7 protein-coding genes and 1 tRNA gene are annotated in these 13,733 nt (G+C 62.9%); 5 read left to right on the top strand and 3 right to left on the bottom strand.

The annotated features are described in order from the left end of the window. The first annotated feature begins 190 nt into the window (after positions 1 to 190). Positions 191 to 2,995: a hypothetical protein gene (locus EK416_RS08520; RefSeq protein WP_127077076.1), complete on the top strand. Its 2,805-nt coding sequence runs from the start codon at positions 191 to 193 to the stop codon at positions 2,993 to 2,995. Positions 2,996 to 3,014: 19 nt separating this feature from the next. On the opposite strand, the gene EK416_RS08515 is transcribed toward EK416_RS08520, so the two are convergent. Further along, a complete protein-coding gene (locus tag EK416_RS08515) occupies positions 3,015 to 3,764 on the bottom strand; it encodes a DUF72 domain-containing protein (RefSeq protein ID WP_127077075.1) in 750 nt (249 codons plus the stop codon). Further along, positions 3,761 to 4,594 carry a YdcF family protein gene (locus EK416_RS08510; protein WP_164729927.1) on the bottom strand — a complete coding sequence of 278 codons (834 nt, stop codon included), beginning with the start codon at positions 4,592 to 4,594 and terminating at the stop codon, positions 3,761 to 3,763. The genes EK416_RS08515 and EK416_RS08510 overlap by 4 nt, the downstream gene beginning before the upstream one ends. 343 nt (positions 4,595 to 4,937) lie before the next feature. Between EK416_RS08510 and EK416_RS08505 the strand changes: the two genes are divergently transcribed. From EK416_RS08505 to EK416_RS08490, 4 genes are all read left to right on the top strand, one after another. Then, positions 4,938 to 8,450 (top strand): trifunctional glycoside hydrolase family 18/polysaccharide deacetylase/glycosyltransferase family 2 protein, encoded by a 3,513-nt coding sequence (locus EK416_RS08505; protein ID WP_127077073.1) that lies wholly within the window; start codon positions 4,938 to 4,940, stop codon positions 8,448 to 8,450. Positions 8,451 to 9,209: 759 nt separating this feature from the next. After that, positions 9,210 to 9,710 (top strand): RNA polymerase sigma factor, encoded by a 501-nt coding sequence (locus EK416_RS08500; RefSeq protein WP_127077072.1) that lies wholly within the window; start codon positions 9,210 to 9,212, stop codon positions 9,708 to 9,710. 224 nt (positions 9,711 to 9,934) lie between these two features. Then, a complete protein-coding gene (locus EK416_RS08495) occupies positions 9,935 to 10,924 on the top strand; it encodes a FecR family protein (protein WP_127077071.1) in 990 nt (329 codons plus the stop codon). A 172-nt stretch (positions 10,925 to 11,096) separates the two neighbouring features. Next, positions 11,097 to 13,289, top strand: a complete 2,193-nt coding sequence (locus EK416_RS08490; protein ID WP_245433996.1) for a TonB-dependent receptor — start codon at positions 11,097 to 11,099, stop codon at positions 13,287 to 13,289. A gap of 318 nt (positions 13,290 to 13,607) precedes the next feature. Here the strand turns inward: EK416_RS08490 and EK416_RS08485 are convergent. After that, positions 13,608 to 13,682, bottom strand: a tRNA-Thr gene (locus tag EK416_RS08485). Positions 13,683 to 13,733 lie beyond the last annotated feature (51 nt).

Below are 13,733 nucleotides of genomic sequence, written 5' to 3'. Positions count from 1 at the left end.
TCCAGAACCTCGCCATTCATTTAGCGGTAACATGCGCGAGGACAAGACTTCGTTTCCAAGCTCGCGAAGGTTCTTGTCCCCGCCGGACTGTAAAGCGACACTCAATTAACGATGCGGTGCGGGTGCTTTTGCGAAACTGTTCAATTCGAGGTAAATTGCGCGCATCAACCATCCGGCCCGCTTCCACTGCATGCCCGCACCGCCCGTTTATCGACGCGTTTTCAGCGCGCTGGCCCTTCTGGCCGGTCTCGCGCCTGCAATCTGCGCTGTCCCGGCGGCGGCGGAGTGGTCGAACGCCTGCGCGAAGTGGCCGCAGAATACGCTCATCGTCGGCCACGACCTCCAGTCGCGCCGCTTCCTTCTCGAACCTTTCGGCGAAGCCGCGGAGCGGATGCCGTTTTTTCCGTCGTCGGCGGGTCGCAATACCTACCGGAAGTCTTTCGCCCTCTATCTCGACGTGTCGGATCGCATCGGCGTCTTCACGAGCCGCGCGCCGCGCACCTGCGTTCTCGCGCGTGACGGCGCTCAGCAATCGCCGATGAAGGTGCCCGTCTTCTTCGTGGGGCGGCAGGGCGCGTCGCTGGAAGAACTGAAAGAGGATGCGGAGATGGTCGCATTCGCGCCATCGAAGGTGCTCGACATCGGCACGAGTTTCGCCGATGTGGGCTTCCGCCTGAAGCGCGGCGGCTCGCGTTTTGACGAGATCCGTCCGTTCTTCCTGTGCGGAGTTCCGGCGCTGCTCGTCTGTCAGGGGTCTTGCCCGCCCGACTCGGTCACGCTCGGCGCATCGCTCGTGAATCACCTCGTGAAATCGAGACAGACCGCGGCGGCGCGCGCGGAAGAGCCTCGCCCCGTCCAGCCGGAAAAGCCGCTGAAGGAGACCGCACCGGCGAAGCCGCTTCCCGCGCCCGAGAAAGCGGTCGAGCCGAAGCCCGCCGACCCGCAGAGCAAGCCCGAGGTGAAGGACAGGCCCGCGCCTGCGCTGCCGCCAGCGCCGGCCACGCCGCCCCGCCGCCAACTGCCGCCCGCGCTCTCCCAGCCCGCGCCGGTCGTTCCGCCGGCGACGCCGTCGCTCATTACGCCGCCGCCGACACCTTCCGCGCCACAAGAGCAAGTACCGGCGCCGAAGGCCGCCGATGGACACCGGACGCCTCCGCCTCCTCCGCCCGGAACTCCATCGACGCCCGAGGCATCGCACAAGACACAGCCCGACGCCGCTGGTTCGACCGCCGACGCCAAGCCGACCGGAGGCGAGCCTGCGCCCATCCCGGAGAACGCGTCACCGAAAGCCGCCGAGCCCATCGCTCCGGCGGAGGTTGGCAAACCGGCGCTTCAAGACACGCCCGAACCTCTGGCCGAGGCGGAAAAAACCGCGCCGAAATCGGAGCCTGCGACCCCCGAAGCGCCTTCGGTGCCTCGACCGTCTCCTTCCAGAGAGGACGATCGCGCCCCCGATGCGCAGCAAGAAGCTTCGGACCCTGCGCAAGCTCCTGCCGTCGCTCCGCCTGCGCCGCCCGCTCAGCCGCAGCAGGAAGGATCGCCGTCCGCTTCCACTGGCAAGCCCGCTGAAAGCGCCCCTTCCCAGGCCGCACCTTCCGTGGACGGCTCCGCGTCAGGGCAGGATGCGGCCAAGACGCTACGCCGCCTGACGCTGGTGTTCCGGCGGCAATCGGGGGAGATCTTCCCGGCGGAGGACGTGCTTCGCGCCGAGGGCAGCATCAGCATCGACGGCAAGATCCTGACGCCGACGCCTGTCGGACTGGTCGCAGATCTTCCCGAGGCTTCGTTCAGGCGTGCGCAGGATGCCGCCTATCTCGAAATGCAGATGCCGCATTTCCGCATCAGCGACGTGAACACCGACGCCCAACGCGTTGTGGTGACGGTCGAGCCGCTTTTCGTGCGCGCAGCAGACCTTGCGATCAGGATCACGGGCGCGGCGGGGGAGCCTGTTCGCGGCTGCGATCCCGCGCTCGATGTGTCCATGAACCGGCGCATCGGGGAGGGCTGGCCCAAGTTCCAGCCGCAGCAGCGCCCGCGCGGGCTGCCCTTCACCGTCAGCGACGGCAGCGTCTATCGCCTTCGCCTGCCTCCCACCATCGACGCGGGCGAGCTTCTCATCAGCACGGCCGAAGCGGGCGCCGCCGCCATCATCCTCAACGGACCGAACGCGCCCCTGTGCGAGCTGGAGGCGCGACCGCTCGTCGACGCGCAGGAACTTCGCGGCGGCATCATCGCGCGTTCGCTGCAACGGGCCGGGTCCACCTTCATCGCGGTGCTCTCGACCAACTCGAAACTGGCCGAGTCGATCGGCGCTTCCGGCGTCGAAGCCATGTGGACGAACGTCTTCGATCTGGTGCGCACGGTGTCGTCGGCGCGCTATGAGAGGAAGGTGCTGGCGCGCGCGCAGGCCGGTGTGACCCTCGATACAAGGAAGGTCGAGGTTACCGACGGCGGAACTCCTCTCGCCGACGGCAGCGCGCGCAACGATTTCCTGCGCGAGCTGATTGCCGCTTCGCACGTCAATCCCGCGCCAGAGGCAATCTTCGAACCGGGCTCTCTCGAACGGTATTATCTCGACACCGCGCTGGACGTCATCCGCGCTCAAGCCGGAGTGGTGACGCGGTCTGGCGTGAAGCAGGAAACGCTGCTCGTCGTCACCGGCGATGTGAAGGACGAGAAGGGCAGTTATTTCTGTCAGGAGCCTGTGAGCCGCGATGCGGACCCGTTCGGCGCGCCGAAATGGCTGCGGCTTGCCCGGAGAACTTTCGCGCTCGAAATCTGGAGCGAAGACGCCGCGCGCAGCATGCTCCATGTGTCTCGCGTCAGGCCCGCGCCAAGCGCGCCGGAAGGCGTTTATGTGTGCCGCATGCCGGGCTCGCAAACCGACAAGATTGCGCTATACGGCGTCCTGCCGTCCGTGCTTCAGGACGACGCGAAACGCGCGCGGGCCTTTGCCTATCTGACCGAGCAGGCGAAGGCATTCCTGCGTCCGTAAGGGCGGCGGCACCGCGCCGTCAAAGCCCTGCGAGAAAAGCCTGAGCCGCGGCGGGTGCGCGCTCCTTCGCGCCGTCGATGAAATACACGAACACGTCGCGGCCGCCTGCCGCCCAGCCTTCGGCACGCTGCCGCCAGGCCGCGATCTCGGCGGGCGCATAGCCCGTTTCCTCGTCTGCCCGCGCCTTCATAAGCCGCGCATAGACAAAGCTGGCGGTCGGCTCATCGATCAGCGGATAGTTGTCGGAATCCGCAAGCACGATGGCGGCTCCCGCCTTCGCCGCGAGATCCGTGAAGGCGGGTGTGCGAAAGCTCTCGTGGCGGGCTTCGAGCGCGTGGCGCAGGGGATTGCCGCCCGCTTCACGGGGGAGGAGCGCCAGAAACGCCGCCATGTCGTCTCCGTCGAATTTCTTCGTCGGCGCGAACTGCCACAGGATCGGTCCGAGCTTGCCGCCCAACCGGGAGATCCCGCTTGCCACGAAGCGTTCGACCGCTGGCCCCGCCTCCGCGAGCACACGCTTCATAACGGCGGCGCGCGGCGCCTTGATGGAGAACACGAAGCCCTCCGGCGTCTCGTCGCGCCACTTCGCAAACGTGGCGGGCGTTTGCGTGCGATAGAACGTGCCGTTGACCTCGATGGACGTGAGCGCACGGCTCGCAAACCGAAGCTCGCTCGCATGCGGCAGGCCCTTCGGATAAAAGAGACCGCGCCACGGTTCATAGGTCCAACCGCCGATGCCGGCGCGAATGACGGGGTTGCTTATGGTCATGAGCCTGAAACGCGCGCGGGCTCGACGAGGTTTCCTCCGTTCTGCGCCGGTGAGAAGTCTCCGCGCAGCCACGACACGAACAAGCCGAGCCATTCCTTCGTGGCGAGGTCCATGCGGCGCAGCCCTTCCGAACCGCGCCCGAACGGCTGCAGCAGATCGCCGGAACCATTCGTCAGATAATTCACCGGCCACGGCACCACCTTGAAGCCCTGTGCCTCGAACAGTGCCTTAGCACGGCGGATGTGGAACGCCGACGTGACGAGGATCCAACGCTGATCGGGCTTCGGCTGGAGCATGGCCGCGCTCAGGGTGGCGTTTTCGAGCGTGTTGCGCGAACGGTCTTCGAGTTGCAGGCGCGGCGGCACAATGCCGAAGCCCGCGAAGAATCGCCGTGCGGCGTCTGCTTCGTTCGGCTCATCCCCCAACCGCAGGATCAGTCCGCTTCCACCCGAGAAGATGACGGGAATTTCGGGATGGCGCACCGCGAGGCGCAAGGTTTCCGTCACCCGCTCGATGGCTCCCCCCATCGGGATCGCTCGGTCCTCGGACGGGATCGCTCCCGAAATACCACCGCCGAGGACAATGATCCCGGCTGCCCCGGTTACATCGCGTTCCGTGCCCGGCTTTACGTGGTGTTCCAGCGGATGAAGGAGCCAGTTCGCGAGCGGCGAGAAGGCGGCGACGATATAAAGAGCCGTCGCGCCAACGATCAGCCGGAGCGCGGCGCTGCGCTTTCGCAGTGCGAGCAGCCCGATGCCGAGCAGGAGAAGAAGGGCAATGAGGTTGGAAGGCTGAAGCACCGCCCATACCAATTTGGATAGATAAAACATCCGATCCATAGCTTTCAATCGAGGCCGGAATATCCCCGTGTCATGAAAAAGCAGCGCTTTCGGAAAATGCTACGGCAATTGCGTGAAACCTTGGCGAAATTCAACAGGATAAACGCGATCGGGCGCGGCCACCTTGGTCGTCGAATGTGACATCTGCCGGATGGGACGAATTTGAGGTCGTCGCGGCAACACCGCGACGAAAAAGACTCCGCCGGGTCATCGCGGGTCTTATGCGAATTAATCTCGTTCTGTACAGGTGACGTTCAGGATGAGCGGCCTATTGTCTGGCTTCTCCTTCACCCGGTGACGCCCGCGTTCGGGCGGGTAAAATTCCGCAAGGCTCATGGCACAATATCCCGTTTTCTTCGACCCTCGAAACAAGCGCGCGGGGCATGTCTCGCGCATTGCATGGGCGCTCGCGATCGTGAGCAGCATCGCGGGGGTTATTTTTCTTTCAAGCCTTTTCGTCCTTCGCTCGTTTCCGGAGGCCACGCAGACGCAGCAACGTTTCGCCGTGCTGAACGACGTCGCGAAAGCGCCCTATCTCCTGCCGCAGGCCCGCAGCCTCGCCTATGCCGCCCAGGCAGACAAGAAGAAGACCAAACATCCGCAGCATCCCTTCTCGGCCACTGCCGCGAAGGCGAGGGCAACGAAGGTTGTGGGAGAGGGGCGTGAAAAGCCGCTCACCATCGGATATTACGTGAACTGGGACGACTCGAGCTTCGCGTCGCTTCGCGCCAACATGCAGAGCCTTGACTGGGTGGCGCCGAGTTGGCTGTTCCTTCAAGGCCCCGACCTGGACCTCAAGATCCAGGTGGACGACAAGGCGCTCGATCTCATCCGCCGCGAGAAGCCCGGCATGGCGATCATGGCCATGATTCAGAACGCATCGGGCGCGAAATGGGATGGTCCCGGCCTTGGCCGATTGCTCGCCGACCCCGAAAAGCGCAAGGCCCGCATCGAAGGCATGCTCGCGTTCCTTGAGGAGCACAAGCTGCAAGGTCTCGTATTCGACTTCGAGCAGGTGCCGGACAACGCGCACAATGACTATCTCGCGTTTCTCGGTGAAGTTCGCTCCGCGTTCCAGCCGAAGGGGCTCGTCGTTTCCATCGCGGCTCCCTTCGACGATCCGCGATGGAACTACAAGGCTTATGCCAAGGTCAGCGACTACGTGATGCTCATGGGCTATGACGAGCATTGGGCGGAGGGCGAACCCGGCCCGATCGCGTCACAGTCATGGTTCTCGACTCGTCTCGCCCTTCGCATGCGCGACCTCGACCCCGCGCATACCATCGTCGCTGTCGGCAATTACGGCTACGACTGGACGGTGGGCAGCAAGGCCCCGGCCGAAGATCTCACCTTCCAGGAAATCATGCTCGCCGCGCGCGATGCCAGGGCAACGGTGGATCTCGACTCCGCCACGCTCAACCCGCGCTTCTCCTATATGGAAGACGGGCAGACGCATCGCGTCTGGTTCATGGATGCTGTGACGGCCTACAACCATCTGCGCGCGGCGGACAAGTATCGTCCGGCGGGATACGCGATCTGGCGGCTGGGGTCCGAAGACCCCTCCTTGTGGCAGGTTCTGCCGCGCAGCTACGGCGCTTCCCCGCCCGCTTCCCTTGAAACCATCGTTCCCACGGCGGATGTGAACTTCATAGGCAAGGGCGAGCTTCTTCAGGTCGCCGCCGATCCGAAGGCGGGCGCGCGTACGTTCAAGACCGACGAACAGAACGCGACCATCGTTGCGGAAAACTACACCGCGATGCCGGCGTCGTTCGTGATCCGGCGTTTTGGCGATGCTCCCGGCAAGATCGCGCTCACGTTCGACGACGGGCCTAGTCCCGAATGGACGCCGAAGATTCTGGAAATCCTGAAAGAGAAGAATGTGCACGCCACGTTCTTCATCATCGGCGAAAATGGCGCGGCCAATCCGAAGCTCGTGCAGCGGGTGCTGGCGGAAGGCCACGATCTCGGCAACCACACCTTCACGCATCCGAATATCGGCGAAGTCTCCGACAGTGTCGCCGCCATCGAGATCAACGCCACGCAGCGGCTGATCGAGGCGCTGACGGGCCGATCGACGCGGCTGTTCCGGCCCCCCTATTTCGGCGACGCCGAACCTTCGACCGCGCAGGAAATCGGCCCGCTCGAAGTCGCCGAGCGTCTCGGTTACGTCACTGTGGGGCTCAAGGTGGACCCCGACGACTGGATGAAGCCCACGGCCGACGAGATCGTGCAGCGCATCGTTGCGCAGTCGACCGACCCCGACCTCGAAAAGCGCGGGCAGATCGTGCTTCTGCATGATTCGGGCGGAGACCGCACGACGACCGTGGAGGCCCTCCCGAGGATCATCGACGAGCTTCGCGCGCGCGGCTTCGAGTTCGCGACGGTCTCGGAAATGGCTGGCTGGTCCAGAGACCGCGCCATGCCGCCGGTGCCCGCGGACGAGGCCGCGTCCGTCTTCAACCGCTACATGTTCTACACGCTGAACCTGTTTCAGAACGCGCTGACGACGCTGTTCATCGCGGCAATTGCGCTCGGCCTCGGCCGGCTCGTCGTGCTGTGCGGGCTGGCGGCTTACGGCAACCGGCGCCGGAAGCGGCGCGCCGATCCTGCTTATGTGGACGATCTTTCCGTGTCGGTGCTGATCCCCGCTTTCAACGAGGCGAAGGTGATTGCCGCGTCGATCCGGCAGATCCTCGCCTCTTCTCACCGGAAGCTCGACGTGATCGTCGTGGACGACGGTTCCACAGATAACACGGCCGACGTCGTGCGCGGCGAGTTCGCGGACGATCCGCGCGTGAGCCTCATTCAGACTTCGAACGGCGGCAAGGCTCACGCCATCAACCTCGCGCTGGCGCAGGCGACGGGCGATATTGTCGTCGTGCTCGACGCCGACACGCAGTTCGAGCCGCTGACCATCTCGCGGCTGGTGCGCTGGTTCGCCGATCCGAAGGTCGGCGCAGTCGCGGGCAATGCGAAGGTCGGCAACCGGATCAACGTGCTGACCCGCTGGCAGGCGCTCGAATACATCACGGCGCAAAATCTCGAACGGCGCGCGCTCGCGACGCTCGACTGCATTACGGTGGTGCCGGGCGCGGTCGGCGCATGGCGCCGCGAGGCCATCACGGGGCTCGGCGGCTTCCCGTCGAATACGCTCGCCGAGGATCAGGACTTGACCATCTCCGTACAGCGCGCGGGCTACAAGGTGCTGTTCGATGCCGATGCGCTGGCGTGGACCGAAGCGCCCGATACGATGGGCGGCCTAGCGAAGCAGCGCTTCCGCTGGGCGTTCGGCACGCTGCAATGCCTCTGGAAACATCGCGCCGCCAACCTCAATCCGCGCTACGGCGCGCTGGGCATGGTCGCGCTGCCGCAGGTGTGGCTGTTCCAGATCGTGCTCGCGCTGATATCGCCCCTGGTTGACCTGCTGCTCCTCGTGCAGATCGTGCGCACCGGAGTCGACTACCTGCAGCATGGCTCGCAGTTCAATCCGGAAAACTTCATGATCACGCTGACCTATTATGCCGTGTTCATGACCGTGGACCTGTCGGCCGCGCTGATCGCGTTCGTGCTGGAAAAGCGGGAGGACCGCTCGCTCCTCTGGTGGCTCGTGCTCCAGCGCTTCGGCTACCGGCAAGTGATGTATTACGTGGTGGCGAAGTCCGTGGTAAGGGCGCTTCAGGGCCGCGTGGTCGGCTGGGGAAAGCTCGAACGCAAGGCGACGGTGCGGGCGATGGAGCCGCGCGAGGCGAATGTGCGCCCTGCGTCGCGGGAGGCCCCCGCCGTTTCCGGCACCGCCGCCGTGCAAGCGCCGGTCGACGGTCTGCCGGGGCATACGCCCGCGACGTGATGGCCGCGCGCGCGCGGAACCTGAGGCATGCTGGTCTTGCCGCGCTCCGGCGGAACGGCAAGCCCCGTGCGGGCGCGGGACCTGATGGTCGGCTCGCTCAACAATCTTGCACCGTCTCAGGGACCGAAGTCGAGCGAGTGAAGCCGGATGCGGCGACCAGCACGCGCAATCGGCGAGGGGCGACGATGCCGCCGGTCACGGTGAGAGTCGCGAGACCGGCGCCGAGCTGATGGAGCCTGATCGGTTGATCTGCTGCGGGCCATGGCTCTTGAGCAAACGCCTCGCGATGACGAAGCGCGATGATCGATGAAGCCAGCACGCCGAAGCTTGACCCGGCCAACGTAGTGCTTGCCGGCTTCCAGCCTCGCAGCGGCCAGCTCCTTTGCAGAAAGTCCTCATGTAAAAATCAAGGCGCCGGGGCGCCAAATTGCAAAAAAGAGTTAGAATAATTATACAATGACCGAGTTCTGATTCGACGTCGTTGCGTTTCAATTGGTTTGAACCGATGCCCGTATACGATAAGTACCGCCGCTATCAAATGTTCAAAGTCGTTTCCTGCGTATCGGTGTTGCAAACGCGTCAGACGCGCAGCTTATCGGAATAAACAATCGCCAAGGATGCGTTGACATGTCCAGGAATAATGCGGTTAATCAAATGGGCATGCAATACCAGTTTAGAACTACTATAACTTTAGGGCGCGGCAGCCCTTAGCTCGTGGTCTTTGTCACGAGCAGGCTGCTGGTTGACGATGAGGGGGCTATGTCGTCTGCTACGCAACTGCTCAACATTTTTGGTACCGAGCAAGGTCGGCTTCATCGGCTGATCCGGCGGATCACGGGCAATGCGCACACGGCGGAGGATGTTGTTCACGACACCTTTCTCAAGCTCATGAACCGCGATGTAAGGGAACGTGATGTCGGTCTGGTGGTTACAACGGCGCGCAATCTTGCGCTTGATGCCGTGCGGGCCGAGCAGGTGCGTGCCGCCTACGCCAAGAGCGTGTCGACCGAGCAGGTGCAAGCCGGTGAGGTTTGTCCGGAGGATGCGGCTGCGAGCCGGATGGAATTCGACGCGCTGATGCGCGCGCTGGAAACGCTGCCGCGTCGTACCCAGCGCATCCTGCTTCTGAGCAAGATCGACGGCATGACCCATCCCCAGATTGCACGCACCTTGGGCATTTCGGTCTCTACCGTCGAGAAGGAAATGATCTCCGCCCTCGAATTCTGCCGCGACTGGAAGCGACGGCGCGAGAAAGCTTGAGGCAAAGCTGGCGTTTTTGTGAAGTTGAGAGCACAAGCGCCCCCCGCTCTCATTGGCCATGTTTCTGCGGCTTGGCGTTGTCCGCTGCGAGCGAGCGTCCCGGAAAACGTGCACTCTCTCCATCTGAAATCGACGGCCAGAGCGCTGGGGTTCAATCTGCTCAGGCCTTAATATAAGTCTAAACACGCTTTAAGAACTGACGATTTGCGAGAGAACGCTTTGCGATGGAATCCGCAACCGACGACAGCGAGGACCGCGAGCGGGCTTCGCGCGAGGCAACCGAATGGTTCGTCCGCCTCAACAACCCCCTCGCCTCCGAAGCGACGCGGCGCTCATATCAGACCTGGCTTGCGGCCGATCCCGCCCATCATGAGGCGATGCGCGATGTCTCCGAACTGTGGGGCGCGCTCGACCGCCCGGCGGCGCAGCTTGCGGCTACCGGCTGGCATCGCGCCCCCGACCGCTCTGAAAGGCAACGGCGCACGGGACTGCTTCGAGGATTTAGATACGCCGCAGCCGCGACAGTCATGGTGCTGCTCTCGGGTGGCGTTGCCATATGGCGAGATGCGGGCCTTCTCGACCGAGCTTTCGCCGATATCGCGACGTGGCCCGGCGAACGGCGTGAAGTGCGCTTGGTCGACGGCACGACGGCCTTTCTTGACGGCGATACAGCCCTTGACAGTCGTATGGGGAAGGAACTTCGCGAGATTACCCTGCTGCGTGGCCGGGTCTGGTTCGACGTCGTACCGGACAAAACGCGTCCTTTCATCGTGCATGCAGGGCGCGTCGATTCCCAGGTGCTCGGCACAGCCTTCGGGGTCGATCGCGAGGCCGGTGCCGTCACCGTGGAGCGTGGCGAGGTCGCCGTGTCCGATGCACACCTCTCACGCAGCCCGGTGCGGCTGAAAGCGCGGCAGAGCGTTGCGCTGCAGAATGACAGCTTGGGCTCGCCCGTTGCCGTCGATCCCGACCAGGCTCTCGCCTGGCGTCGTGGGTTGATCATTCTTGACCGGGCTCCCCTTTCCCGCGTCGTTGAAGAACTTGGTAAAATGACGCCCGGCCGCGTCCTGTTCGCCAATCCGGACCTGAAGCGCCTCACGCTCTCCGGCACCTTTCGCGCCGACGATCCGGGTACTGTCTTGGAGGCGCTGCAAAGCGTGCTCAAAGTCCGAATCTTGTCTGTGCCCGGCTTCGCGACCCTGATCTATCGGTGAGTCTCACTTTTTTTGCGGGGTTTGCCCCTCCTGCCCGTTGAACACATGGGTGGGGCCGCTGAACGCGTGCCCCGAGTATGGGTGTGGGGCACTACTAATGCAGAACTACGTAAGAATCGCAGCGCTGAGCTGCGGTGTGTCTATGTGCGCGTTATCGTTCGTCTTCTCCAATATGTCTGAGGCATGGGCTCAGACGAACGCAACCTACGATTTCAATATTCCAGCCAAACAGCGTCTTTCCGCGCTGGCCGACTTCACGGCGGCGACCGGAATTCAGGTGGTTCGTGCGGGAACCGGCGCGATCGGTGGATCCGCAAAGCCCGTCAAGGGACGGTATTCGGCGGAAGCGGCGCTCGGGGCGATCCTTGCAGGTTCGGACCTGACCTATCGCTTCACGGGCTCACGAACGGTCGCGATCGAGACGCAGGGCGGAGATGCGGGCGTAGGCGCTGGCGGTATCGCAGGGGGCATAGCTCTCGATACGATCGACGTCAGAGGCGCGGGGGAAGGTATCGGGCGAGACGGCGTCAGCGAGGTCAACATCACGAGCGCGGATCTCGAACGTCACAACGCCACCGACGTCAGGGGCGTTTTCAGAGGAGAGCCGCGCGTCACGGTCGGTTCGTCCTTGCCCACCTCTCAGAAGGTGTATGTGCAGGGCATCGAGGAAACCAATCTGGCAGTCTCAATTGACGGCGCGCGCCAAAATAACAAGGTTTTCCATCACAACGCGACGACGGTGATCGATCCGAGCCTTCTCAAGGCCGTGCGCGTCGATGCGGGCGTGGCTCCCGCCGATGCGGGCCCGGGCGCACTCGGCGGCGCGATCGCTTACGAGACCAAGGACGTCGCGGATCTGTTGTCCCAGGATGGCGTCGGCGGCTTTCTGAAGACGACCTACAATTTCAACAGCAACACCGCGACGAACAATCTTGCTGCCTACGGCCGCCAGAATGGTTTCGAGGCCCTCGGCTCGTTCAATTATGCCAAAGGAAGCAATTTCACTGCCGGCAATGGAGACGAAGTGCTCGGCACAAAGACGGACTTCCTAAGCGGCCTTGGCAAATTTGCCTATGAGAGCGCTGGCGGCCATCGCTTCGAGATCAGCCATGAGCAGGTGCGAGACGACGCCCTCCGGCCCTTTCGTGCGAACGCCGCGCGAATGGCTGCAGACGAGTCGAAGTGGCCCGTCCTGCGCCCCTACACGCTTGAGCGGCAGAATACAGTGTTCACCTATACTGATCAGACGCCGGTTGGCTGGTGGGATCCAAAAATTGTGCTGGCCTATAATAAATCGAACGTGATGATAGATCAGTATGTGACAAAAACATACATTTACGATTACACCAGTGAAGGCATCACCGATAGCATTAACGGACGCTTTGAAAACAAATTTGCCTTGTCGCTTGGAAATGTCGTAACGGGCGTGGATTTCTATCGCGAGCGTGCAAAATACATTGGCAATACGCCTTCGACAGCGGAAAAAGCCTGGAATTTCGGCGCCTACGCTCAGGCAAGGCTGACGCCTTTGGAGCGCACGAAGCTGTCTTTCGGCGTGCGTGGCGACCACCAGCGCTTCGAAGGCGTCAACGGCTTCGAATCAAGCGATCAAGGCCTTAGCTCCAATGTTTCAGGCGAATACGAACTGGCGAGCTTTCTTTCCGTCAAGGCCGGGTATTCCCATGTCTGGGCGGGTGTTCCGCTTGCGGAGAATTATGTCCAGAACTCAGCCTGGAGTTACGGCACCGGACCGAAGTCGGTAACGTCTGACAACTACACCGCTGGCTTCGTCATCCCATACGGGGCCCTGCGGTTCGAAGCGGGCGTGTTCCAGACCGAAATCGATAATGCGCGCGTGCCCCTTTACAAGGAGCCTTTGCGCGCCTTCGACGTGCAAACCCGCGGCTTCAACCTCAGCGCCGCCTATGATTGGGGCGACGGCTTCGCGCGCGTGCGATTTGTGCGCACTGACGCGGAGATCGACGGCAAGAAAGCCGACACCTATCTTGGAAACTACCTCACGGCCCCGATCGGCGACGTGCTGGCATTCGAAGCGGCGCATACCATCGCGCAATGGAACGTAACCGTCGGCGCCGATATCGAAATCGTTTTCGACTATGACGAACTCACGCAACGGACGGATAGCACGTTCGGCACAATCAAGGGCTATCAGGTCGCCAATGCCTTCGTTGAATACCGTCCGCCGTCGCTGCGATCACTGACGCTTCGCGGCGAGGTGAAGAACATCTTCGATGCGACTTATTCCGCGCGCGGAACCTACGGTCTTGAGTATGGCACCGGCGTTGTGCAGCCTCTCTATGAAACCGGACGCACCTTCCTGGTCAGCACGAAGATCGATTTCTGATGCAGGGATTTCAGTGGGTCTGACGGTGAGGCCATGACGTCTCTTCCTGACCTGCTCAACAGCGTTCGTGCCGCTTCATCGGCGGCTCGGCGCTGCAGCGCTCTCGGCGACGGACGGCAAGGCGATCCCGCAGGAGAGAAAGGCGCTTTTCAGCCTTGCGCGAGGCGTCTGACAACGCGAAGACGTGTCGAAGTGGTTGAGACTTGGTGAAGGTCTTCCGTCTCGGGCTGGGACTAAGCTTGAATGCCAAGCGACATGATTCGCCTCGTGCGAGTTCAGCTAAGGCTGCTGGAAGCCTCATATTGCAACGCAACGTTGTGGTGCCGGCTGAGGGATTTGAACCCCCGACCTTCGGTTTACAAAACCGCTGCACTACCACTGTGCTAAGCCGGCACGGCGCCACACTCTGCGTACGAGCGCACACTCCCAGTGCAAATAACAAAT

It is taken from the genome of Rhodomicrobium lacus, assembly GCF_003992725.1.
Classification (GTDB): Bacteria; Pseudomonadota; Alphaproteobacteria; order Rhizobiales; family Rhodomicrobiaceae; genus Rhodomicrobium; species Rhodomicrobium lacus.
Note: the sequence above shows the minus strand (reverse complement) of the source record. Positions and strands in the feature narration are given on the sequence as shown.

What these genes read in the sequence shown, in the direction of transcription:
- EK416_RS08520 (WP_127077076.1), top strand. Translation starts at nt 191, where the DNA reads ATGCCCGCACCGCCCGTTTATCGACGCGTTTTCAGCGCGCTGGCCCTT.
- EK416_RS08515 (WP_127077075.1), bottom strand. Translation starts at nt 3,764, where the DNA reads ATGACCATAAGCAACCCCGTCATTCGCGCCGGCATCGGCGGTTGGACC.
- EK416_RS08510 (WP_164729927.1), bottom strand. Translation starts at nt 4,594, where the DNA reads ATGTTTTATCTATCCAAATTGGTATGGGCGGTGCTTCAGCCTTCCAAC.
- EK416_RS08505 (WP_127077073.1), top strand. Translation starts at nt 4,938, where the DNA reads ATGGCACAATATCCCGTTTTCTTCGACCCTCGAAACAAGCGCGCGGGG.
- EK416_RS08500 (WP_127077072.1), top strand. Translation starts at nt 9,210, where the DNA reads ATGTCGTCTGCTACGCAACTGCTCAACATTTTTGGTACCGAGCAAGGT.
- EK416_RS08495 (WP_127077071.1), top strand. Translation starts at nt 9,935, where the DNA reads ATGGAATCCGCAACCGACGACAGCGAGGACCGCGAGCGGGCTTCGCGC.
- EK416_RS08490 (WP_245433996.1), top strand. Translation starts at nt 11,097, where the DNA reads ATGTCTGAGGCATGGGCTCAGACGAACGCAACCTACGATTTCAATATT.